The sequence below is a fragment of the Methanobacterium subterraneum genome, from assembly GCF_002813695.1.
Taxonomy (GTDB): Archaea; Methanobacteriota; Methanobacteria; order Methanobacteriales; family Methanobacteriaceae; genus Methanobacterium; species Methanobacterium subterraneum.
In genome coordinates, this window is sequence record NZ_CP017768.1 from 403,052 (window position 1) to 427,457 (window position 24,406).

Genomic DNA, 24,406 nt, shown 5'->3' on the forward strand with positions numbered 1-24,406 from the left:
TCAAATATTTATTTCAGGACCATCATTATTTATGGTTGTTAAGACCATATATAGCTATAATTATTAATTTATAAATGAGGAGGGTAATAATTTGAAAAAATATTTGATCATTTTAGCTGTACTAGCAGTGGTTGTCATGATTTCTGGATGCACCACTACCTCAACCATTAACACCAAAAATTTCTCGACCAGCGGGATGTCTTTCCAGTACCCGGAAACCTGGAATGTCTCCAGTCAGGTAAATAACAATTCCACTCAAGTAATGGTTGCCAGCCCTGAATTTATATCCAGCAACGCTACCAAGGGAAGTGTTTTGTTGATCCTTAAACTATCCAAGAGTGGGGATAATAACATGTCACAGACCAGGCAGGAGCTAATGACCCAGGCCCAGCAATCCGGTCAGAATGCAACCAATGCAACCATAAACATTGCAGGAGTCACTGCCAGTGATATAAGTTACACTGGAAAAGACACCACTGGAAACAATACTTATGGTCGGCTCATCGACTTTGAAAAGAATAATTCTCTCTACCTGCTCTTATTTGCCTCTGGTGGGGGTGCAGACATTGATGCAGTTAAACCCTACTTTGATGTGATTGTCAAGAGCTTCAATGTAGAGTAAAGGGTCATATTTCCCCTTTAGGGGTATATTCCCTTTTTTTTTAGCAGACATACATTGGAAAGAATTCCATCGTGGGAGGGGGGTGTTGTTAGTTGATAAAAACTCTTATTCTATATGAAAGTCGGTACGGATCCACCTGGGAGGCCGCCAATATAATTTCACTCATATTGGGCCCTTCCCGCCGCATTCCAGTATCCCAGTTTTCTGAAAAACACCGGGGCTATGATTTTATAGTACTGGGAACACCCATCTATAATGGGAAGATCCACCCAAAAATGCAGATTTTTCTGGATAACGAGGCTGAATGGTTAGATGGTAAAAACATAGCCCTCTTCTGCACGTGTCTTAATGGATCTGAAGGTCTTCGTGTTCTTCGGGAAGTGGAGGACACTCTGGAGGGTAACATTCTTGAACTGGGTGTTCTGGGCGGTCGCCTGGAGATGGATCGTTTAAACGAAAGGGATTACCAGGCCCTGAAGGAATACATTTCCCGGGAAGGACTACCATCTCAGGGAATGAACTTATTCAATCGTGAAGAAGTTGTAGATTTGGCGTTACGTCTTATGGGGATTAGGGATACTCTTTTAGTTGAAGTTTCATCTTCCCAACTTCGAAGTGAAGTTGAGGAGTTCTTAAAGGAGCATAACACTTGTACATTGGCTACCAATGCCCAGGGTAGGGTACGGGCCACTCCACTGGAGTATCAATACAGTCAGGGACATATCTATATTTTAAGTGAGGGTGGTAGGAAGTTCGCTAATTTATTATCCAATCCACAGGTTTCAGTGGCAATATATGAAGATTACACTGGCATGGGTAATCTTAAGGGTATGCAGATCACAGGGCAGGCTATTATTGTGGAAGATATGGTGGAATATGAGCAGGCAATTAAGATGAAGGGTCTTACTATGGATTATATCCGGTCACTGCCAGTGGATCTCAAACTCATCCGGGTGGATATGGAGAAGGTGGAATTTTTAAACTCCCAGTTTGAAAAAGAGGGTTACTCATCCCGACAGGTTTTAAAGTTCTAGATTGTTTTCCAGAATAAGTTTAATATTATTTATGGATAAGAGTATGGAATTATGGGTGTTAATGGAAAATCATCGAAATTACTCTAAATTATTAACCACATGTATACTGGTTGGTTGAAAAACAGATGTTTTGGGGAAATTGGAAATTGGGTGAGATTTACCCTGATTTTTTTAATATGATCTAATTATTTGTTATGAGTGAAACATGGTCTACTTTTTGATTGTTCTTATACATCATCCCCATAACTGGCTGGTGTCAATTACTTTTATAAATTCACGGGCATGTTCTTTAGTGGTGGTGTTGGAATCATCTTTGTACGCTTCGTAGACAATGGAAGGTATACCATTCTGTATCAGGGGTAGGGTTACATATTCTATGCTGGATGGGTTGGGAGGATAGTAATATTTCAGCCAGGATATTTTATCATCCAGTTCCAGGGCTATGGAAATGGATTTATTTCCCCGTGCCGGGGCAAATATGAATCTGTTAAACGGGTAACTGCCATTACTGGAATGAACATCCACTGCTAACTGGTAACTGTTGTTAATTATATCTGGCACTACGTACTTGTTGGTCAGTAACTGGCCGTTCATCCGTTCCTGGGGATAATTATTCTGATAAAGCGGTGCATTGATAATGTAGAGGTAATATCTCTTTTCAAGGGATGAATCACTATCATGTATGGATTCAATTATGGCCTGGTGTGATGCAGATTCACGGGGGTGCACCCCTACAATGTAGGCTACAGTGATATTGGAGCTGGTATTTCCGTAAGGTCCTTCTTTAACCACGGTGGAATCATTGGTAGTGGCTAAGGTAGTGGAAGATACCTCGGTAGAGCCAGTGGTGTTAGCCGCAGGACTCCAGTTAAATGATAATGCAAATATAGCACTCAAAGAAACTATTAAAAGAACTCCGAGGATGAAAATATTTTTATTACCTTTTATAATCTTCAATTTTCCTTTTAATTCATTTAAATTATCCCGAAATTCCCTGGATGCGGCCTGTTTTTCCCCAGGCTGTTCTTTATGTTCTTTGTCTGGTTTTAATGAAGGAACCCTCATATTTTACCCTGGAAGTCTTAAAATCTTAAATATTTATGATTTTTTGGAATTAATCAAATTAATGGTTTTTAGTATTCAGTTAATATTTTATAGATTTACATTTGCCCAACTATTATATTAAAATAAAGGTGGGTTTTATGTGAAAATAAGATACTTCGCTATACATTGATATGACGAAGTTGGTGGTATTGATTTTTTTCATAAATTTCAAAGTGATGAACTGTTTAAGTTATATCTTTGAATTAAAAATGAAAGTGTCATGATATTTAGAAAGTTTTATATGTTTGTCATGTATATAATAACCTTGATGGTGGGGTTGTCGAATATTTTAGTTAAATTTATATATGATAATAATAATACGCATTATCAACAATATTCCCCTAATAACTTGAAGGTACTTCCGGTTATTTTATTTTTTGATAGGGGTCCGGGATAGGGGGTTGTTTGAATAAGACTTAAAATATCTTTAAAAGCACCAAAAAATGATTATTTGATCCAATATAATTATAATCATATTCTTTCTGCCATCATATATCGTAAAATTGCTGATCTTGACCTGGCCAGTCAGCTTCATGGATCACAGGACTTTAAACATTTCACTTTTTCTCAGATAAACATTCCACGCCGCAAACCTTCCAAAAATGGTTTGATCTCTAAGGATGGCAAGTTCAACTTTTACATCTCTTCACCCCATGACTATCTAATTCAGACCATGGTGGAAGGATACCTGGAAGACCCTAATGTTATTTTTAAGGGAGATAACCTTATGGTGGAACAGGTGGAACTTTTAAAACAACCTGATTTTAAAAAGAAGATGAAAATGAAAACCATGTCCCCGGTGATAACCCGAATAAAACGTGAAGATGGTCGGATATGGGATCTTAATCCTGGAGACTTAAGATTTTTCACTGCACTGCAGCAGAACCTCATTCGTAAGTACAATTCATTCTATGATGATGTTTATGATGGTGATGAGTACGTTAAAATCGTTCCTGACATGGAATCAGTGAAAAGGAAAAGGATTACTATTGATAAGAATGGTACTCCGACGTATCATAGGGCTTATTTGATGCATTTTGACATGGAGGCAGATGAAAAACTGGTGAAGTTTGCTTATGACTGTGGATTGGGTGAGAAGAATAGTATGGGGTTTGGTATGCTCAATTTTGTCGAAGATAATTCAAATAGAGGTTCAAAATGAAAGAAATAACGTTTTATTCTACAAATAATGCATGGACTAACAACGGTCTTGTAACCATGGCTCAAATCATGGAAAATTTCGAGGAAAAGGTCGATGTTATGTGGTCTGACGATAATATCTCATTCAAATCAGTTGATAAACCAATAACGGATTATATTGCTCAAGCAATGCAAATATTAGCTGGAAAAGGAACTTACAATTTTTCAACTACTTTTAAATTACTCAATAATAATGATGAACTTGGATCTAGTTATCAACCTCCTAAAGAATATCCTACCCAAAAAGGTGAAGCTAAAGAAGAAATCATAGTAATTACTGATAATGAAAGAGAATTCTTGAAAAAAAAGAAATTTGATAACAAAAAGAAACAACAAGTTTGGAAAATGAGAATGAGCTATTTCGGCAAGGATGATAAAAGCTATTTGGATTTAGGTATTAACCTCAAAGATAATTCCTCATTTAAAAGATTAATTTCTTTTGAAAACGGTAAAAACACGTGCCCACTTTGTGGAATGTCATCCAAGACTATGGAAGATGTTAAAAATTTTTTTAACCCACTTTTTGGTGAACATCATAACAATGAAATAGACGGTGTTGGTGCTACTCGAAAAAAAGCTAAAATATGTCCTAAATGTGTTATATTGTCCTATTTTGCTTTATTTGATTATTATATTCCATTTTATAGAACAAAAGGAAACAAAGGAGTATCTTATCTTTCAATACCCAATACCCTGGAACTGGGGATTTTAAGAAAAGTATTCAATAACTTATCATTAAAAGGTCAATTCATTGATTTTTCTGATGCTTTTTGTACTTCTTATGGCACGAACATAAAGAATTTATCAAGTACATCAAAGTCCGCTTCATTGATCACTCTGTTACATAATATAAAAAACAAATATCACTCCGAAGATGAAATTGAAGAATTAACCATGTCTTTTGAGCCCATAGAAAAAGAAGAATTTAAAGAAATTAATGAATGGTTAATTATCTCTTCAAATAATCGAATTATCCATATGGACTCTAATGAAAAAATATATAATATATTAGAGCCTTTTAAAGATCCAAAAAACAATTTAGATGTTTATTTAGTTCCACATTTTTTAAATAGTTTATCATTTAGTATTTTTAATGAAAATGACGTTGAAAAATTCTTTAATGGAATTTTAACTCTCGATCCTAAAAAAATTTCAGAAGGTCTTTTTCGAATAGCTAAGGAAAGCATTTCAAATTTAAACAAAATACGGGTAAAATATCATGCACAGAACAGTTCACCACTCTACCTTTTTACAGAAATATTCTTAGAAAAAATTATGGGAGAATCTACAATGTTGGATGATAATTTAAAAGATGCTTGCAAAAGTATTGGAAAAACAATCGGCAGAGGGTTCAGTGAAGATGTAGGAATGTTAACTAAGTTTGCTTACTCTTCAGGACCAGAAGAGTTTAAAAAAGCTTTAGAAGATGCTTCATTTAGATTAGCTAAGATTAGTGCCCTTGATAATAAGAAAAGTTTTTATTTAGATGCCAATCATCTTGAAACTTTGATGAATTCCATTGATCAAAACAATTTCAGCGACATGAAAACTTATTTTGTTTCATTTATGAGTGCATATGTGCTATCTGAAAATTACAGGAAAAAACAAAGAAAGGAATAAAAGGGGATTTAAGAATGAATGAAAAATGTGTAATTGCAACTTGGTTGTTTAAAACAGACCTATCAAATATGAATGCGGGAGAGGGAAGTACCAATCTAAAAGAGCTTAAAACCTATAACAATGGCCTGCCATATATTTCAGGTCAATCCGTAAGACATGCTTTAAGGAAATCTATACAAAGAGAGCACCCAGAAGCTTTCAAATGCACCCCTGAGTTCCCATGTGGCCAGATTGATGAATGTTGGCTTTGTGACATGTTTGGTTATTTACTACCCAAAGAAGGTGCGAAAAGGTGGAGTCCAATTAAAGCTTCACCAGCAATGGGACAAATACGTAGCACGATAACTACTGACCTTATATTTAGAATGGTTCAGGATATTGAATGTCCGAAGTGTAATGAAAAGATATATCCATTGGCTGCTAGGGGGAAAAGTGAAGAAGGTTCAGTAAAAGATAAAAATATAAAACAAGGTGGTAAACTAACATGCCCTAAATGTAAGGAAGACTTTGAAGCACCATATGATATAAGGCAGGCTTTAGCCTACAAGCAGTTAACAGATAACATTTATCGGGCCAATATATCTCTGGATATAGGTGCCCTTGGAGTTGACGAAATTCCAAAAATAGTGGGTGAAGGAAAAGATGCTAAAATGGATGGTACTGATTATAAAACAAGTTATGATGATGATGAAAGGAAAAAAAGGACTATTTCGGTATTAAATGCAATTTCCAATATAAGTGATTTTGCAAATCAAAGTCGAGAAATGACCAACGCATCCCCTGATGTTGTATTGATAAGTGTCCAGAATCAATACAACCATAAGCTTTCTTCTGCTTTGAGAATGGATGAAAATGGCAATATTGATAAAAGAACTTTTGAAGATGTCCTGAATGATTGTCTAACATTGCCAGATACTAAACTATTTGCAGGAATGATTTCAGGAATTATCAGCAACGAACCCGATATTAAAGGAGTTCTTGAGGATCTTAAAGGAGATAACCTTGAAATCTCTGGAACTCCCAGACAAGCCATAGATGCGGCAATTAAACATTTGAATGGGGATTAAAATGAGAGTAATTAGGGCAGATCTAGAAGTTCCATTTTGGTGTTCTTTCAGTGAGTATGGGACTGTGAACATCCGTCCTACTTATCCCTTTCCACCACCCACAACTCTCTTTGGTCTTATCCAAAATGCTTTGCAAAAACCAGCGTTACATGACTTAACTGATAATGATCGTAAAGGAATTGGGTTACAATATATTGAAGACTATTCCAAATTAAATTTTGCAATAATAATCAATGAAAGTGGTGAAAAGATAGATGATTATCTTAATATCCATAAAGGGAGCCGAGAAATTGAAGGAATTGAAAGTTCTTTAAAAGAGGAATTACAAAACAGGTTAGATGACTTAAATTTACATGAAAATGATGAAAAAAAACTAAAAAAAGAATTAAATAAGCTAAAACGAAAAAATTTCTCGGAAAACTTTCTTAAGATAACTAACAACCAAAAAATAAGTGAAAAGGATGAAAAACAAATATTGGCTTTATTAGAACTAATTAAAGCTGCTGGAGCTGATGAATTATTAATCTTTATTCAAAGTTTTTGGAATTCATTTAAAGGGGGAATTAATGGGTATAACTTGAATAAAAAGTGGATTAGTACTCAAATAAACCGTCAAAGGATAATAACTCCTAAATATACTATTTATGTAACTTCAACAGACTCTGCTGGTGAATACTCAATAGACAATATGTATAGTTGTTTGAAAAGCCCTAAACGCCCGTTATATCTGGGGGAAAGTGATGATATTGTGATTGTGAGTAAACTCGCGATAAAAGAAGTGAATGATGAATTAATTAAATCTGTTAAGATAGATTCTGTCATTCCAGGAGTTCGTACTAATTGCCAATTGGTCAAAATTCCCTGTAAACTAAAAAATGATTTTCCAGATGAAAAAGGACACAATTTAATTTGTTCAATACCTCAGGGAGATTTAGATCAAGAACTGTCTTGTCTTGATGTAGAAGGTGAACATATTGTCTTCTTACGAAACGATAGCTAAAAGTAATGGTACTACTCTAAAAAAACATACTGAAGATGCTCTGGATATTTCAAATTATTTGATCTCTTCGAATAAAGCGGTTTTAGAAAATTGGGGTAAATTAAATGAAATAGATGTCAGTTTGCTAGAAGAAAATATCCATTCAGCCTTATTTTTCCATGACTTTGGTAAGGGTGCAATTAAATGGCAGGAAGAAGCCCTAAAAAATGAACCGCATCTACCACCACATGCACCATATTCGGGCTATTTCCTGTTTCAAAACGAAGGTGATTTTTGTTCACGTCTTGCTTGCATATCACACCATTCTCTCCTTACAGAATACTCTTTTGATAAAGTTCCTTACCCTGGAAGTTTTAATGAAAAATATCTCATGGAATTTGCAACTAAGAATAACTATAAAATTTCATTAAATGTTCCATGGGCAAATTATTTTGAGGGTTTAAAAAAATTCAAAATAAGCAGTCAATCGCCAAATTTTAGAAACAAGTGGAACAATCAAATTGATACAAAGTTTAAAGCCAAATACTGTTTAATTTTATCATATCTGACAACTTCAGATGGTATTGCAAGTAAAATTGAAGAAGAAAATACTCTGGGACTAGATGTTACTAATATTTTAACAAAATGGTTTCCATCTCCCTCAGATATTTACAAAGGGATAAGTAAAATAAAAGGGAATAAAAAATTAACCGATATTCAGAATAGAGTTCTAAATGTTATGTCTCAATCATCAAATATTTTTGACTATTCAAAACCCTTCCGAATAGAAGCTCCTTGCGGTGAAGGAAAAACGTTAGCAGCTCTTTTAGTAGCTAAAGAACTTATAAATCAGAATATTATTAATAAAGTTATTTTTACCCTTCCCACACAAGTAACGAGTAATAATATGGTTCAGGAATTTGAGGATGAATATAGAATACCTCGTGATTGGATCGGTATTTATCATTCAGAAGTAATGAGTTTTTTAATTGAAAATACAGACGAAGAAGAGGAATCCGATTTTTCAATTTCAAGTCAGAAATTCTGGAATTTGATTTATTCTAAACCATTTAATATCTCAACCATAGATCATCTGTTACTTTCCCTGGTAAATGGATTTAAATATGCTCCAAGAGCATTTGGAAATATTCTTAATAGTTTAATTGTGATAGATGAGCTCCATTACTATGATTCGCATACCATAGGTATGGTGGAGTGTTTGTGTGAAGTATTAAGGCGCTTAAAAATTCCACATATTATCATGAGTGCTACCATACCGAGTCAAATAAAACATAAATTTGACGATTCTTATCAGAAGATTCAGAGTAGTGGCAGGGATAATGAATGCAAAGAAAAGAATCCCTTTACTTTTGAGTATCATAACAGTGAAATTGACGAGGATGAAACTGTTTCTGATGAATTTATAAAACTTTTAATGGAATCTGATGGTCAAAATGTCGGAATAATAGTGAATACTGTCCCGAAATCAAAAATGATATTCAGTGAATTGAAACAGAGATTTCCTGAAAGACAAATTTTGCTTTATAATTCTCAATTTATGAGAAAAGATAGACCTAAAAAAGAGAAAATCCTTAGAATATTTGGTAAAAGGTTATTTGAAGAACCAGGTGAAGAAGAAATTCAATTCTGTAAACAATATGGGTTTGATCCGGATTTACCCTTTATTTTTGTTGGGACGCAAGTTGCAGAAATTAGTTTGAACATTTCGTTTGATGTATTGATATCAGAATTAGCTCCTTTAGATGCATTGATACAGAGAGGTGGACGTCTTCACAGGAAAATGAGTTTTAATAATAGTGAAGAATGTAATTGCCCTCAATGTAAACGTTTTGATAATGAACATACTTATAAATTCCATATTTTTGACACTGGGGAATTTTGTTATCCTTATTACACTCATGAAGATAAAAATGGGGTAATGAAAGAAATTATAGAGAATACACGAAAACAGATATTCAAAAATACTCTTTTTACGTTTAAAATAGGTATTAAAATGATGGATAATGTTTATACGAATGAAAAAATGTTTTCGGAGTTTAATGCGGATATCAGTTTTTGGGGGGCCTATGTTGAAGATTTAATTTTTGGAAAAAGGCCAAATAAAAGCGAAGAAGAAGGGGGGCAATTAAGGATACAAACAAGAAATATAGGGATGAATACTTTTGATGTATTGCCGGAACAATTTGAATATAAAGATGGTCACATTCAAGCGCAAGATTTCATAAAGAAAATTTGTTCAAATCCTCAATTTGCAAAAAATAATGAATTAAATTTTAATGGAATTAACGAAATTTCTAAGTATTTAATCAAAGTATCAAATAAATTTTATTTCGCCAATGAAGGGAATAAAAATGGTCTTAAAATAAAAATGGGAAAAATGGAAAGGTATGTGAAGGAAATAAACCTTGAATATGATTTTGAGAAGGGGTTATATGCATTTAATAATTTTGACTGATGCCGATTATCTAATCAATTTTCCTTAATTTTACAGAATAACAGTTGTAAGCCCATTTTACCTTAATAATTAAGGATTTTTAATAATCATCTTCAAATGCCTCTTTACATATTCTTTGAGAATTTCTCCCTTCAGAAGAAATTTAAGGTGAACCGGATTTTTATACGGCTACACCCAGAAAAAGAAGGATAAAAAATATTTTTATGATGGTGTACTGGAGCATTTGAATGGTGAAAGAATTCGTTCAGGTATTATGGTCTCGCAGGATCATGAACATGATGTGGAACGCTTTATGAGGGAGAATAACTTAAATTACAAGAAAAAGGTTATTTTCGCATAATCTTTTTGAAATTATAAGCGTGTAGATAAACTTTGAAAAACCCAAAACTTTGAAAACATAAATACTTTGATAACTAATATTTCAATAGGTGATCTAAATGGCTGAAACTAAAATCTCAAAGGGTTTCCAGACAGTTGTTCCTGCGGAAATAAGAAAGAAGTTCAATGTGGGTCCTGGGGATATACTTGAATGGGTTTCTACAGAAGAAGGTGTGGAATTAAAGTTCCGGAAAAAGGTAAACATTGGGGATATACTGGGCATGGTTGACGGACCAGAAACTGATGCAGTAGAACTTAAAAAGAAAGCTCAGAGGGGAGAAAAGATTTGATTTTCATTGATGCTTCTTTTTTCATAGCTGCATCTATTAAAAAGGACCAATGGCATACCAGGGTTCTGGAAATACTTCCTGAAGTTACAAAACAGGATAAAATAACATCTATTGTTGTTCTTTCAGAGGCAGTGACCATGGTTGGGAGTCTGGCCGGGGGTAAGATGGGAGCCTGCCTATACAATTACATAATAGATAATCATGAAGTAAAATTCATAGATAAAGATTTAAGCACACAGGCCATGAATTTTTTCTTAAAATATGATGGAGTCCTTTCTTTTGCTGATTCTATTTCATTAGAACTCATGAAACAGGATAAAATAGATACCATTGTTTCATTTGATTCTGATTTTGATAAAGTAAATGGAATCTCAAGGATACATTAAATGGTGGGGGGTTATGTCTATCCACATTAGAAAATGGGGTTGTGTTTATTGATGTCGCATTAGTTCTAAAGGCAGATGTTGGTAAATTTCTGGAAATCGAGAGGATGAACAATGTTATTTATCAAATTGTACTGGAATATGGTGAGTTAGTTGTATTCTATCCTCTCTCAAAAGACGAATTTTCGGATTTGCAGTGGCCTCTCCATTATCATATTCAAATGGATGGGATAAAGGTTTGATTAGAAAAAGGATAATGAACCACTTTCAAAAACAATGTTTAATGCTTCAAGCGTATCCCTTTCCAGCAAGTAAATTGGATTTATCCGGTATTTCCAATTTAATCTATTTTGGTTCTTTCCTCTGTTGGACTTAGATTATCCACTTCGATCATCCCAAAACCCATACTATTCTTTTCCCCAAGTCCACAGTCATAAGCAAACTCAATGAGGCTTGGATCAGTTTCAATCCCGAATTCCATCATGTAACCCCGATGAAAGTCTCCTTTAATCTCAATCCTGCGCCTTTTGGCTGTTTTCATGTTGGGTTTTATTCTCACCCATTTATCACCATTGTAATCTCCATAAAAGGAAACATATTTATTTATAAGATTTTTCTGAACACTTTCATAGAATCTTTCGTCTCCAGGACCCAGATCCCATATCTTAAGCTTACCATCAATTTCCCTTTTTATACTGGCTGCCACGGGGGACATGGTTTTCATCTTCATTTTGCTCTTAAATTCAGGTTTTTTCAGAAGCTCAATATTTTCAACCAGTAATTTATTCCCTTTAAAATCTACCTGACTATTCTCCAGATGGCCTTCCACAAGACTCTTTATCAAGTGATCATTGGGAGAAGAGATGTATAATGAAAGTTTCCCGTCAAGAGAAACAATACCCTGTTTAGTAAGTTTCCATTTTGAAAAATAAATTTGAGAAAAAGTAAAAAACTTAAAATCCTTTGAAAAATGGAGTTTAGCTGCCAAATCAAGATCAGATATCTTGCGATAAATAATTGCAGAGAGTATGTGGTTGTAATTATATGGAATTAAATAGTTACCCCGGGGTGATGTTAAACTGATTTTTAATCGCATGTGTTTCTCCGCCTGATATATTTTCTTAACTTTTGAGTCAAAAAATTCTATTTCACCAAATGGAACTTTCTTCCCTATCTAATCTCAGCCCCAGCTTTTCGTCGTATACCATGTTCACAAAATATGTGCCCATATCATATTCAACGTTATTTTCCGTTTCCAACTTTTTAAACTGCCCCACGCTGATAGAAAGAATGTAACTCATTGCCTCAAAATATCTTTTTTCTTTCAATTCTCTCAGATAGTTCAGTTTGTATTTGAGGGGAACAACTTCATAGGAGTTAAAAAGTGAATAAAACTCCACTTCGCTTTCTTTATCATTTATGAATGGAACTATCCGCCTGTTGAATGATTCAAAATACTTTTGAACAATTTCGAATTCTTCTTTATCCTTTCCGACATATCCATCACCATATATATTGTCTACAATGTTCTGGATAATATCTTCCTCTAAAATCCCTACATTTTCAAGGCTTTGAACGGTTTTAGCGACTATTTCTGGAGTATATATGTATTTATCGCTTTCGGAGCCTTCAGAAAATACATTAACCGGAGCTATTTTTTTCCTCCTTTTCCTGTTTACCCGTCCGAATCTCTGGATCAACGCATCAATGGGGGCAGGTTCTGAATATAAAACATCATAATCAATATCTAAAGAAACTTCAATTGCCTGAGTTCCCACCAGTAAATCAAGATTATCCAAAGATTTTTCAATTTTTTCCCTATCTCGAAGCATAAACCGACTATGTAAAAGCGCACTATTTTCTATTTCATCAGATAATTCTTCAAAAACTTCTTGAGCCCTTAAAACAGTGTTACAAACTATTAGAGCCCTTTTACCATTTTCAAGATCTTCAAGTATCAGATCAAGATTATCTATTATACTTCCAGAGACAACATTAACTTTGTGTCTTGTGAATTCCTTAAGTTCTATTTTTCCCATCTTTATTTCTGTTGAAATTCCTAAATTATCCTTAAAAAGATTTTTAATAAAGGAGGGAAGGGTTGCAGACATCACAAGCATTTCTGCGTTGTAATTGTTTTTCAGAATTTTCAGGATCTCCAGGATAAGTGAGGTGGTATGGGCATCATAGGCATGGATTTCGTCAAGAATAAATAATCCATTGCTCATCTCTGATATCTGCATTTCAAATCCTCTGGATCCAAAAAATGCCTTCAGTATTTGGAAAGGAGTTAAAATTTTATAAGGCCGGTAAATCTTTTTACTTAAACCTTTAATGTCTCTGACATTACTTTTTACGTTATCGTAATTTACATTATCATCCGATAACTCTTTATAAAGGAAATAGGATGCTTTACCATGTAACAATCCAACCAGATCCTCATTTTCAAAGTCCTTCTGGAGTCTTTTATACATTGCATTTATGCTTGCTGTATAGGGGAGTAGATAGAATACACGTTTTGATTTATTTGAGTTCTGGTTGTTATCACTCCATAAAAGAGATGCTTCTGTTTTACCACTTCCAGTGGGTGATGTTAAAAATGCACTACCTTTAACCTTTGCAGTGTCTTCCTGGACTTTTCGAAATTCTGGAAAGTTATAAACCGATCGCATGTCCGAAATTCCAGTTAAAATCTCATATTTAGAACCAGAAGCTAGATGATCGCATGCATTTACAAAACCCTTTAAAAAAATTCCATATTTTCCATGTAAGGGTGTATATTTTTCATCTTCCCATTCATTGTAGTAAATACGTGCTGAGTTTTTGTAAACATCTTCTAAATCATCAATTGAGGAAATTATTTTATAATTATCCCGTTTATATCCTAAATACTCCTTACTCCATTTTTCTATAAGTTCAAAATAACTTAAAAGTTCTTCAAAATTGGGTTCAAGTTCTGATAATTTCTTATGATATAATTTTTTCCCTGGAGGGCTTGGGAATGTATTGTAACGTTCCCTAAGTTTATTTATATCTTTATGATGGGTAATTATGGCCAGTCCAATTGCATCTTTGTACTGTTGATCATAGTTTAAAGTTGATATGAATCCTGCAGAAAGGATTTCATGCCGATATTTCCAGGGGGCTTTTTGATGACCTACTTTAAGCATTTCCTGAAATCCAGTTGCTCCCTTTCCGAAATCATGGAAAAATAAAGAATAAAATAGGTGTTCCCAAAAATCTTCCACACCACATAACTGGGGAACATTATGATAAGCTTCTTTAATACTTTTAAAAACTTTTAAAGCATTTTCCGTATGTTCCAATAGTGTTTCATCTGGTTTTGCCAGTAACTTACCCATTTCATTCATGGAACCAAACACCCCAGTCCATCTCATCATCGTAGTGACATTCATCAGAGTATTTGAAGAACTGGTTCATCAGGATAAATGGTTTTGTACCTGCTGCTTTCCGTGGTATGGTGTCTGTGAAATGTGTTGGAAGCGCCTGAATAGTTCCATATGCCCCGTTTAAACCCAGAGGCAGGATAGTTTTTCCAAGTTTAACATTTTCTTTTTGTTCCAGTTCCACTTCTTTGATTTCGCTGATATGTACGAGATCTGTGGAACGTCCAAGCAGGACAGGATAGTGTGGATGTTTGAAGTATTTCCAGTATTTCAGATCATCCAGATATAGATAAATTTCAGGATCCACAAGGAATTCCCTTTTCATGACATTTGATTTCCCAGTCAAACCTGATAACTCGTATATGGTCTCAAGATCAATTGCCTTTCCATTATGCTTAAAAACATATCCAACTGAAACATCTTCTGGAGTGACTAAGTCTCCTTTAACTGCAGATATAAGACCATAAATTGTACTTAATGGTGGAACCGGTAGAGTGGGTTGAAAACCACTGATAAAAGCAGGGTATCGGAATGAGGTTACCCAACCTTTAATCAGGATTCTTAACGCTTTCATACATGCATCAACTCAGGAATTTTATTTGAAAATTGATCCGTAGCTTCTTTAATTGTGCCCACATGTATCTTACTGTTTTCTTCAGATAATTCTTTTATTAGTGGTTCTAACTCGTCCATAAATCCTTTTCTGAGTCCTATGTAAACATCAGTAAGTAACGAATCATCATATTCATTCAGGACTTCTTTAAGCGCTTCAATATCCATTATTGCTTCACCATTTTCTTCTTTTACTATGTTCATGAAGATGTGGTTTCCGCCGTCAATTGCAGCAAGAATCACGAGTTTTGGGGAAACATCAGTTAAATGGGATGTTAGTTTGGCACCACCCTGAAGATAAGGAAGAGCTTTGATTACATCTTGGGTTCTTTTTATTCGTATATCTTCAGGCATTGTCCATTTTTTGTTCTCTTCTTCGAGAGATAATCCTTTTTCTTCGGCTAATGCCTCCAGTTTAGGGTACATATTTTTGTAACCGGTTTTTTCGGCCCCATAAAAGACACCTAAACTATCCAGATCAACGGAAAATATGCCTTTTAAGATGGTGGAATAAAATTCATGTTCGTAGGGTACAGGATCACCTTCATGTCTTGCCATAACACCAAAATCCTGTGTCGGAATTTGTTCTATAACTGAGATTAGGGGTGAGTTCTTCAGTGGAGATATGCGTGTTACAGTTCCTCCTTCTTTTGCTTTTAAAGCCCTCATATAACCAAAAACATCATCGTCATCATAATCAATGGGATTTGCACTGGTAAAAGCTATTTTCTTTTCCCGACTTATGGGGGACATTTTCCAGTCAAATCTCTCTTGTAGTGTGTCTCTCCACCAGTACCTCAGGGCTTGTCCTGAAACATAAGGATAAACTTTTCTTCCTCTTCGGATTGATTTCACCCTTACAATGTTATCTGTTCTATCTCCTGCATCTGCTCCGGCGTTGTTAAGTGCGGAGTGTGGTGCATCCACTAACATAAATCCTACTACTGTTTTTGACATTTATTCTGCCTCCTGAAGTTCTTCTTCTATTTCAGACGATGTTACTATTTCATCCTCTTTACCCTGTTCGATTATCCATTTCTGTAATTTTTCATATATTCTAAATAGGATCAGATCCTGAGTTTCTCTCCAAGTTAAATTACCCTCTGGAAACAGGTAATTAACGTATTCCTCAAATGTGAATAATGGGTCTTCAATACCATTTTCTATTCTCTTTTTGATTATGATTCTAAGCAAATTACGATAATTTCTGTAGTTAGTGGCTGTTTCCAGTTTTTGCAATGTTTTCATATCATCAACAGTTTCTATATAATCTGCAAGCTCGTTCCCAACCCTTTTTATTGCATTTATTCTATTTTCATCCATATTTCGCACCTCTTCAAGATAATGTGTAATTAAATCCCATCCTCCTATTGCTTCCTTGTTTCTTCTATCAATGAAAAACTTAATAATGGATTTTCCTTCTAAAAGATTGTTATAAACCATATTAGGATTGTTTTTATATTCTCCACCTTCTTTTACCTTTTCCCAGTTCACACGCCAATAACCACTTCTGACTATCTTTAACCAATCATCATATTTCTCATGATGAGGGATATACGCTAGAAATGTAAAAACAGGAGTGGGAACATGGTAAATATTCAAATTTGGACCCTGATTGTAATTGGTAAAGTGATAAAAAGATATTGAAGGTTTTTCAAGATACCATTTTTCATCGTAATGTAGGATCACATCCTGAATTACATGGAAAAGAGCATTAACAGGGTTCTTATATCCCTCATTGTAGCATCCTGTAAATTCACCGGCTACAATCTGTTTTTTCACATTTTCAACAGCTCGCCTAGACCAGTATTTCATCACTTTTGCAGAATTTGAATGTAAAAGTAACATATTTCCACAGGCATACATTACCAGGGGAACGAATTGAACAGCAAAAGTGCATGCAGGACAGTAATCAGCACCATCTGTGCCATAAGAGAAGTAATTTATAAATTTCTTTGAACCTGTCAATGGTATTTTGTCTTTACCCCATCTTTCTATCTTGTTTCTCCGACCACAGGAGATACAGTCACCGGTCACATCCGGAACATCTATTGCATCTATTAATTCTAATAAAAACTTAGAATAACGTTCTTTTTTGTCCTTTACAGAAGGGTTGGTTAGTGGATTGTTTGGGAAAACTGAAAATAAGTTTTTGGACCATTTTTTATTCAAATAAACGTAGGTTAAATCGTCTACTACCCCTTTTAAATCTTCTTTATTTAACTCTTCTGGTTTTTTATTTATCCATTGGCTTAATGCCCAGATCCCCGCATCTACGAATGGATTTCCTGTGAATTCATACAATTTTACACCAGACATTTCTAATCCTTCTTTTATTTTTGAATCTCATTTGAATTCTATCGGTTGGATATGTTAATATCTTTAATACTATCAATGAGTTTCATACCATATAATCTTTTTGTTTGGGTTTCATTTCAATTTATAGGACAATATTCGTTCTATAAACTTTTAATATAATTAACAATAGAGTAATTAACAATAGAGTAATTTACAATAGAAATTGATTAGTTTTTGAAACTAAAAATAAAAATCAGACTAACTTAGGATCGAAATATAAAATGAAATGAAACCAATTTGGACAGAGCATCCTGTTAATCAGACTATTTTAGGATTTAATAAATTTCATGTGTTTAAAAGTTCATGAAATTTTTATTATATGGGATTGTTAAAGATCCAAATTAGTTTACCATATTAAATTACTTGGACTTTTCAAAATGATTTTAATGTATAAAAATGGTCTGATGATATGAATAAAAGAAAAATAGCTGAAAAATTCTCAAAATCTTTGGATTACCCTGGAATAGAGAGGGTGATTTTATTTGGTTCAGTGGCTCGCAGGGAAGATAAAGAGGATTCTGATATTGATCTACTCATTATTTCCGCTAATAAAATTGAAGCCAAAAATGAGGTAATGAGAAAAGTTACTGACGTACTGCTTGAGACTGGAATTTATGTATCAGCTAAAGTTATTTCTCCAGATGAATTTGAACGGTTACAAAATACTCATTTCATCTCTCAAGTTAAAAAAGAGGGTGTCCCCATTGGATGATGTGCAAATCTTAATGGGGAATGCTCACCACAAATTAAAAGTGGCTAAAAACCTGTTGGGGAACGGTTTCTATGGGGATGCTGTAAGCAGGGCTTATTATGCAATGTTTTTCGCAGCAAGAGCCTTATTATCCAAAAAGAACATGTATCCAAAAACACACAGAGGATTAATTTCACAGTTCGGATTGGAATTAGTAAAGACGGGTAAATTTGACAACAAAGTTTTTGATATACTTAACAGGGCCCAAGAAGATAGGGAAGAGGCAGATTATGGACTTCTACCTGAAATAGGTAAAAAAGAAGCTGAAATTATAATTTCTGGTGCTGAGGCCTTTTTAGCAGAATGCGAAACCAACTTGCGAAAATAACTATAAACATAACTCTGTAGTTCAATATGGCTCCAAAAAATATAAGGTGAAAATTCAGGTAATGTATCTTCTTCATCTGCAGGAAGTTCCTTAAAAAATCTATGTAAATAATTTAGAGATTTATTTAACCAGATGGGCCAGTAACGTGTTGAAGAAATGGATGAGGTTATAGTTTCCCTGTATGACTTTAGATCTTTTCCATCTGATCTCTTTTTTTAAAAAATCATTAATTCTCTGCTTCTTCCCTCCACCTGGCAAATTCATCTGGAAACTTGGGGTAATTTTCCTCAAACCATTCCCAAACGATTTCATCATTGCCACATTCCACCACCCATTTTATGAAGTCATAATAATCCCTACCCATGGAAATGGCCAGGATATAATGCCTCACACCAAATAAATCATGGGGATTGGTTTTAAGGAGTTTTCTGAATAAATTCAGGGCAGCATAAGTTTTATCGTGTTCCCATAACCACATTGCTTTTCTTAATATGGCATTTATAATATGCCAGTTTGGAATCCAGCTATCCTCCAGTTTAGCTGGCCAGCAATCTTTTTCATCGGTCATTAAATTCAAAGCTCGGTGGTAAGCAATATCAAGTGTTTTTTCAGCTTCAGATTCCTTTCCCTCCCCTATAAATATCTTGGAAAGGATTAAATATGAATCAAGAAAATCAGGATCTTCTTTAATTAACTTCTCCAGTTCTTTTTTAATGATAGATTCATCCGAATATGTTTCCAGTAAAAGTTCACATGATTTGGCCACACGACGTGGTTTGTCCTGGAATTCTCTTTCAGATTTTGTCGGAAAGATCCCCTGATAGTTATCATCAGGAAGTAATGTGATCTGTTTTGAAAAATTATTAGCTTTATTTTCAGGGGGATTAATCATTATAAAACGGTCAGGTTCCTCTTCCGGTTCTTCAAGTTCCCCACCAGATTCTTCAAGTTCCTCATTTAAAGCCTGTATCAACTCCTCTCTCATTGAATCTGGAAGGGTCCCTTCTTCCAGTAATTCCATAAGTTTCCCATTTTCCACCATTTCCCGGAATGATTCATCCTCCATTATTCCTTCCAGTACCTGAATAACCGGATCGTCCATGGATGTATCCAGAATATACTCCCTGGCATCATCAAGTACATCTAAACCAGTCGCCATGGATAATTCAATATCCAATTTGGAGGTGATGTTTTCCATTAGATCATAGATTTCCACTTTCTGGACCTGTATCTTGTGGGGTAAGGATCCTCTGGATTCAGTTACTTCCTGAAATGACTTTAATAAACTGGGCACCCATTCATTGGGTTCACTTAAAGTGGTGTTCAGTAGGAGACCACTTTCATGATCAGCCCAGAGTATGGTGTGGGGGAAGTAGGGCCTTTGATCTGTTTCTTCCTGAACCGGTTCCGGGTAAAAATAGTAATCCACCTCCAAAACACCCTTATGGGAAAATTTCAGAATCTCCTCCAGATCCTCTTCCTTAACAAATCTCCCCGTCACTTCCTTTTCTTCCAGATCCCAGGGTTCAAGCCATTCATCATGCCAGGTGTCACCATCGAGTACCCGAACCAGTAACTGGGTCATCATGGGCGGTTTGAGCACCTCTGGATTTTCATAATATTGTCTGCAAACCTGAATGGCCTGTTCCAGTGCCAGAGTCAGGAATCTTGCTTCATCATCAGTCACATACCATGGAACGTAACCGGGCTGGTAACTCCGGAATAATGGCCAGGCATTTTTCCCTCTGAATCTTAATCCCAGTTTCCTTAATATTTGATAATCTTCATCTTCTATGAATTCCCGGTTTTCAAAGGAGGCCATGAGACATTTCTGTACAAACAAAGCTTCTGGTTCATCTGGCAAAATCTCTCCAGATCTTATGCGGGATAATCCATCCAAACCTTCACTACCCTGATATAAACCAAGGGCAAAATGTTCACCACCACCTCCCATCACACAACAGAATCCTGTTTCTCCAGTTTCTGGATTTTTAACCCCAAATATATCATCATCCCACATCCACTCCCATGGTTTGAGTTTTTTAAACTCCACTGCAGCAGAATACAGGTTTTCCCACTCTTGAATTGATGGTGATTTATCTTTCATCAGATCCCCAAATTTTTGTTGAATTTATAATCTTCATTTAAGTTTCACCCGATTCTATTAGAAATAATTTATCATTATGAGAAAATATTAATACTCAAATAATTAATATTATAAAAAGATGAGGGAATAAGCTGCAGATAGTTATCATTCAATAGTATCATGGGGAAATATTCAAGTCCGCCCTGAAGATCATATTGAATGGCTAATCACCGATAAACGTGTTTAAATAACTTATTCTACAGAAAATCAGGGTTTTTATCATGCTTTCCAACAGTGAAAAACACCTACAAATTATGGGAACCCAGATCAACTACTACTTCATATGCCACACTAAGTTATGGTTCTTTTCGCACCATATCCAGATGGAACAGGAATCAGATCTGGTTTCCATGGGAAAACAACTCCACCAGGGCACCTACCAGAAAGAAAAAAGGGATTACACAATTGACAACCTCATAAGCATAGATTTCATCAAGAAAGGAGATATGCTAGAGGTTCATGAGGTTAAAAAGAGTAAAAAAATGGAGAAAGCCCATGAATATCAGCTTTTATACTACCTTTACTACTTGAGTGTGGTTAAAGGTGTGGAAAATCTGGTGGGGATGATAAACTATCCTAAAATAAGAAAAAAAGTCACTCTAGAATGGGACGGTTCAAGAAAAGATGAATTAAAAGAATTAACTAATAAAGTAGCTAACTTAGTCGATGGAAATATGCCTAAACCTCTGAAAACACCTACTTGTAGGAAATGTGCATATTATGAGCTTTGTTGGGTTTAAACCACACTATTCATCTTTAAGTTACGTTAAACAATAAGTATAATATAGTGTTCAAAAAGATGAACATTTTCAATGGGCTTTTCCTACGTATTCACAATTTTTAGGTAGAAACTACATGGAAGATTATCACACTCGAAACTTGGTGTGAAGATGGGAATTTCACTAGGCATTGCCAACTATCTTCAAAAACTCTAAATGAGGAAAATTTGCCATAAAAAGGGAAAGAGGCCGATTAAGAAAAATCAGAACATGGAAAATCCAATGTTAAGGGAATTAAAAGTCCTCTTCACTCTCCTGGACCTTGAGGACATTAATCAGAGAACTTAGAAAAGAATCTGATCGAATAATGCTCTACGGAAGCTGTTCCATCGGGGAAGATCTGAAAGTGACCTATACTAACTGAAAATCCTAAATCAGCCCATAAAATCATAAAATATGAAAAAGAAATTTTTCGCAATAGTTATTGAGTCATCTTAACAAAAATGAATTCAGGCAGTTAAAAAAGGAAGATCAGACATTTTACACTCAAGTAATGAAAGAAAAGTCTCTTCATGAAGTTTCGCTTTGAAAGATGTATAACTGGGTAAAATAGTAAGTAAATGACATAAACACAGTGATGGTAAAAAAGAAATTAAAGAAGTTTATAATGATTAAATTTTACTCTAGGGGTATTTATGAATCTGATCATAAATGGACTATTATTTCAGTGTTATTATGCCATGTTCCACTCTTTCAGTCCCCTTATTTTAGTAAAGGTTAGGGGGAGAAAAAGTCATGTAAATTGGAACATTATGTAGAGGCATTGTTTGTAGATGAGGAATAATAGATTCTGATCTACTCGATGATTGATTTTGCAAGGAATAGCAGGTTAAAAGCGTGCTAGTTATTTTTACAGTAATGAAGTACCAATAAATAACCTAAGCTCTGTAACTCAATTATTATCAATGGTAGGAATTCAGTTTTATGGTGAGAAAATGAAAAGAAATTACTATGTAATGTCAGACGGAATTCTAAAACGAAAGGAAAACACAGTTTATTTTGTAAACAAACAGGGTAAGAAACCTTTACCTATAAATAAAATATATTCCATCTATGCCTATGGATCTTTAACCTTTTCTTCCCAGGTAGTTCACTTACTGGCCAAGGAAGGTATACCCATCCACTTTTTCAACTATTATGGGTTTTATGATGGTAGTTTTTATCCCCGGGAAACTCTTCTCTCTGGAGATCTTCTGATTAAACAGGCCGAACACTACCTTGACCATGACAAACGGATGATCGTTGCTAAAAAGTTCGTGGAAGGTGCAGGGCAGAATATGGGAAAAGTACTATCATATTACAAAATAGAAAATACTATTGGAAACACAATGGAGGATCTCAGTGATTGTGATGTCATCACCGAAGTAATGAATGTGGAAGGTAGGATGCGTTCAGCTTATTACACCCACATGGATGAAATATTACCAGATGGCTTTAAAATGGAAGGTCGCAGTCGTCGACCACCAGAAAATATGATAAATGCCCTTATTAGTTTCGGAAACTCTCTTCTTTACTCGACGGTGTTAAGTGAAATTTACCATACTCAACTCAATCCAACTATTTCTTACCTGCATGAACCATTTGAACGTCGTTACTCCCTTGCACTGGACTTGAGTGAAATATTTAAACCTATATTGGTAGATCGGCTTATCTTTTACCTGGTTAACAAAAGAATGCTTAAAGAGGAAGATTTTGAGAGGGACATAAATTACTGTCTCTTAAATGACCAAGGTCGCAAAATATTCCTTAAAGAATATGATGAACGCCTCAAAAAGACCATAAAACATCGAGAACTTAACCGTAAAGTTTCTTATCGACGATTAATACGTTTAGAGGCGTATAAACTCATAAAACATTTGTTGGGCTCTAAGGAGTACAATCCATTTGTGATATGGTGGTGAACTATATGTATGTAATCATTGTTTATGATATCAAGGTGGAAAGAGTGAATAAAGTCAAAGGATATCTCCGCACACAGCTCAACTGGATTCAGAACTCAGTATTTGAAGGGGAAGTTACCCCCAGTGAATTAGTAGATATAAAAAAGAATTTAAAAGAGATTATGAATAAAAATGAGGATTCAATAATAATTTACACCCTAAGAACAGAAAAAGCAATGAAAAGAGATGTGATGGGGATTGAGAAGGCGCCTATTGATGGGATACTATGATCAAATATTCTTTTTAACCTTTAACTTCCTTCATCTCTTTTTAAAAAACATGATACCTCCTGATTAGGGGTCGTTTTTGAATGAGTTTCAAGTGAACCTTTAAAATAACTTAATTTTATTTTATTCTCTGATCAATAATTATTCATTTTGTTGTTGTTTTTTTGAGTCATAGCTCACCTAAAAGTGTTGAATGTTAATTATGAGTGTGGATGCTGAATAATTTCATGAAAAATCTTTAATTTTAACCTCGTCTTCCCATATAAAAGAATTGACTAATCTGGGAACGACAAATATATGTATACAATCGGGGAGATAATATTAAATATTGGGTAGAATAGGGCAAATTTCGACCCTACTAAAATCAGACCATTTTGGGATTGAAACGGGGCCACTGAGTATGCAAGGAGCCTGGGTGTTACCAACTAAAATCAGACCATTTTGGGATTGAAACTCATAGAAGATTTGAATTATATTTGTCAGCCCTGATACTAAAATCAGACCATTTTGGGATTGAAACCTGGCCACTTCGGAGTTTTATCGACCTTTAATATTGACTAAAATCAGACCATTTTGGGATTGAAACTATATCTGCCATTGATGATCTCCCCTGGCTCAAAGGACTAAAATCAGACCATTTTGGGATTGAAACTGTCCCCAAGACTGAAATATTTACCATCTAACCACCACTAAAATCAGACCATT

The 24,406-nt window shown here is 34.7% G+C and carries 22 protein-coding genes and 1 CRISPR repeat array (1 of these 23 only partly in view); of the genes, 15 read left to right on the forward strand and 7 right to left on the reverse strand.

The annotated features are described in order from the left end of the window. Window positions 1-91 precede the first annotated feature (91 nt). Both BK009_RS02015 and BK009_RS02020 read left to right on the forward strand, forming a co-directional pair. Window positions 92-622 (forward strand): PsbP-related protein, encoded by a 531-nt coding sequence (locus tag BK009_RS02015; RefSeq protein ID WP_100906550.1) that lies wholly within the window; start codon window positions 92-94, stop codon window positions 620-622. Between the two features lie 92 nt (window positions 623-714). After that, window positions 715-1,656 carry a pyridoxamine 5'-phosphate oxidase family protein gene (locus BK009_RS02020; RefSeq protein WP_100906549.1) on the forward strand — a complete coding sequence of 314 codons (942 nt, stop codon included), beginning with the start codon at window positions 715-717 and terminating at the stop codon, window positions 1,654-1,656. 234 nt (window positions 1,657-1,890) lie between these two features. Here the strand turns inward: BK009_RS02020 and BK009_RS02025 are convergent, their stop codons facing one another. Next, window positions 1,891-2,721: a hypothetical protein gene (locus BK009_RS02025; protein WP_100908866.1), complete on the reverse strand. Its 831-nt coding sequence runs from the start codon at window positions 2,719-2,721 to the stop codon at window positions 1,891-1,893. Between the two features lie 490 nt (window positions 2,722-3,211). Between BK009_RS02025 and cas6 (BK009_RS02030) the strand changes: the two genes are divergently transcribed. The 8 genes from cas6 (BK009_RS02030) to BK009_RS02065 all read left to right on the forward strand — a co-directional run bounded on the left by cas6 (BK009_RS02030) (window position 3,212) and on the right by BK009_RS02065 (window position 11,395). Continuing rightward, window positions 3,212-3,922 carry a CRISPR-associated endoribonuclease Cas6 gene (gene cas6 / locus BK009_RS02030; RefSeq protein ID WP_236951006.1) on the forward strand — a complete coding sequence of 237 codons (711 nt, stop codon included), beginning with the start codon at window positions 3,212-3,214 and terminating at the stop codon, window positions 3,920-3,922. Then, window positions 3,919-5,580 (forward strand): hypothetical protein, encoded by a 1,662-nt coding sequence (locus BK009_RS02035; protein ID WP_100908867.1) that lies wholly within the window; start codon window positions 3,919-3,921, stop codon window positions 5,578-5,580. The genes cas6 (BK009_RS02030) and BK009_RS02035 overlap by 4 nt, the downstream gene beginning before the upstream one ends. A gap of 14 nt (window positions 5,581-5,594) precedes the next feature. Next, the gene (locus BK009_RS02040) at window positions 5,595-6,647 is read left to right on the forward strand and encodes a hypothetical protein (RefSeq protein WP_100908868.1); all 1,053 of its coding nucleotides are present in this window, start codon (window positions 5,595-5,597) and stop codon (window positions 6,645-6,647) included. 1 nt (window position 6,648) lies between these two features. Further along, a complete protein-coding gene (cas5, locus tag BK009_RS02045) occupies window positions 6,649-7,647 on the forward strand; it encodes a CRISPR-associated protein Cas5 (protein WP_157809681.1) in 999 nt (332 codons plus the stop codon). Then, a complete protein-coding gene (gene cas3 / locus BK009_RS02050) occupies window positions 7,622-10,102 on the forward strand; it encodes a CRISPR-associated helicase Cas3' (RefSeq protein ID WP_100908870.1) in 2,481 nt (826 codons plus the stop codon). The genes cas5 and cas3 (BK009_RS02050) overlap by 26 nt, the downstream gene beginning before the upstream one ends. A gap of 437 nt (window positions 10,103-10,539) precedes the next feature. Further along, the gene (locus BK009_RS02055; RefSeq protein ID WP_100908871.1) at window positions 10,540-10,770 is read left to right on the forward strand and encodes an AbrB/MazE/SpoVT family DNA-binding domain-containing protein; all 231 of its coding nucleotides are present in this window, start codon (window positions 10,540-10,542) and stop codon (window positions 10,768-10,770) included. Further along, window positions 10,767-11,156 (forward strand): type II toxin-antitoxin system VapC family toxin, encoded by a 390-nt coding sequence (locus tag BK009_RS02060; RefSeq protein ID WP_100908872.1) that lies wholly within the window; start codon window positions 10,767-10,769, stop codon window positions 11,154-11,156. The genes BK009_RS02055 and BK009_RS02060 overlap by 4 nt, the downstream gene beginning before the upstream one ends. Window positions 11,157-11,197: 41 nt before the next feature. Then, window positions 11,198-11,395, forward strand: coding sequence for a hypothetical protein (locus BK009_RS02065; protein WP_100908873.1), 198 nt, complete (start codon window positions 11,198-11,200; stop codon window positions 11,393-11,395). A gap of 98 nt (window positions 11,396-11,493) precedes the next feature. Here the strand turns inward: BK009_RS02065 and cas6 (BK009_RS02070) are convergent, their stop codons facing one another. Genes cas6 (BK009_RS02070) through cas8a1 form a run of 5 tightly spaced genes read right to left on the reverse strand, consistent with a single transcriptional unit; the run spans window position 11,494 to window position 17,491 of the window. After that, window positions 11,494-12,249 (reverse strand): CRISPR-associated endoribonuclease Cas6, encoded by a 756-nt coding sequence (gene cas6, locus BK009_RS02070; protein WP_100908874.1) that lies wholly within the window; start codon window positions 12,247-12,249, stop codon window positions 11,494-11,496. 52 nt (window positions 12,250-12,301) lie between these two features. Continuing rightward, the gene (gene cas3 / locus BK009_RS02075) at window positions 12,302-14,524 is read right to left on the reverse strand and encodes a CRISPR-associated helicase Cas3' (protein WP_236951007.1); all 2,223 of its coding nucleotides are present in this window, start codon (window positions 14,522-14,524) and stop codon (window positions 12,302-12,304) included. Further along, window positions 14,517-15,134 (reverse strand): type I-B CRISPR-associated protein Cas5b, encoded by a 618-nt coding sequence (gene cas5b, locus BK009_RS02080; protein WP_100908875.1) that lies wholly within the window; start codon window positions 15,132-15,134, stop codon window positions 14,517-14,519. The genes cas3 (BK009_RS02075) and cas5b overlap by 8 nt, the downstream gene beginning before the upstream one ends. Beyond that, window positions 15,131-16,129 (reverse strand): type I-B CRISPR-associated protein Cas7/Cst2/DevR, encoded by a 999-nt coding sequence (gene cas7i, locus BK009_RS02085; protein WP_100908876.1) that lies wholly within the window; start codon window positions 16,127-16,129, stop codon window positions 15,131-15,133. Before cas7i ends, cas5b begins: the two co-directional genes overlap by 4 nt. After that, a complete protein-coding gene (cas8a1, locus tag BK009_RS02090; RefSeq protein WP_100908877.1) occupies window positions 16,130-17,491 on the reverse strand; it encodes a type I-B CRISPR-associated protein Cas8b1/Cst1 in 1,362 nt (453 codons plus the stop codon). Window positions 17,492-17,939: 448 nt separating this feature from the next. Between cas8a1 and BK009_RS02095 the strand changes: the two genes are divergently transcribed. After that, a complete protein-coding gene (locus tag BK009_RS02095; protein ID WP_100908878.1) occupies window positions 17,940-18,242 on the forward strand; it encodes a nucleotidyltransferase domain-containing protein in 303 nt (100 codons plus the stop codon). Between the two features lies 1 nt (window position 18,243). Next, complete coding sequence (locus BK009_RS02100) at window positions 18,244-18,609, forward strand: HEPN domain-containing protein (RefSeq protein WP_236951059.1); 366 nt, start codon at window positions 18,244-18,246, stop codon at window positions 18,607-18,609. Between the two features lie 226 nt (window positions 18,610-18,835). On the opposite strand, the gene BK009_RS02105 is transcribed toward BK009_RS02100, so the two are convergent. After that, window positions 18,836-20,716, reverse strand: coding sequence for a tetratricopeptide repeat protein (locus tag BK009_RS02105; protein WP_100908880.1), 1,881 nt, complete (start codon window positions 20,714-20,716; stop codon window positions 18,836-18,838). A 260-nt stretch (window positions 20,717-20,976) separates the two neighbouring features. Between BK009_RS02105 and cas4 the strand changes: the two genes are divergently transcribed. The 3 genes from cas4 (at window position 20,977) to cas2 (ending at window position 23,704) form a co-directional block, all read left to right on the forward strand. Beyond that, complete coding sequence (cas4, locus tag BK009_RS02110) at window positions 20,977-21,495, forward strand: CRISPR-associated protein Cas4 (protein ID WP_100908881.1); 519 nt, start codon at window positions 20,977-20,979, stop codon at window positions 21,493-21,495. A 974-nt stretch (window positions 21,496-22,469) separates the two neighbouring features. Then, window positions 22,470-23,435 (forward strand): type I-B CRISPR-associated endonuclease Cas1b, encoded by a 966-nt coding sequence (cas1b, locus tag BK009_RS02115; RefSeq protein ID WP_100908882.1) that lies wholly within the window; start codon window positions 22,470-22,472, stop codon window positions 23,433-23,435. A 5-nt stretch (window positions 23,436-23,440) separates the two neighbouring features. Further along, window positions 23,441-23,704 (forward strand): CRISPR-associated endonuclease Cas2, encoded by a 264-nt coding sequence (gene cas2 / locus BK009_RS02120; RefSeq protein ID WP_100908883.1) that lies wholly within the window; start codon window positions 23,441-23,443, stop codon window positions 23,702-23,704. Window positions 23,705-24,058: 354 nt separating this feature from the next. After that, a CRISPR array of direct repeats spans window positions 24,059-24,406; the repeat unit is 30 nt; unit sequence ACTAAAATCAGACCATTTTGGGATTGAAAC (it continues 10,069 nt past the right edge of the window).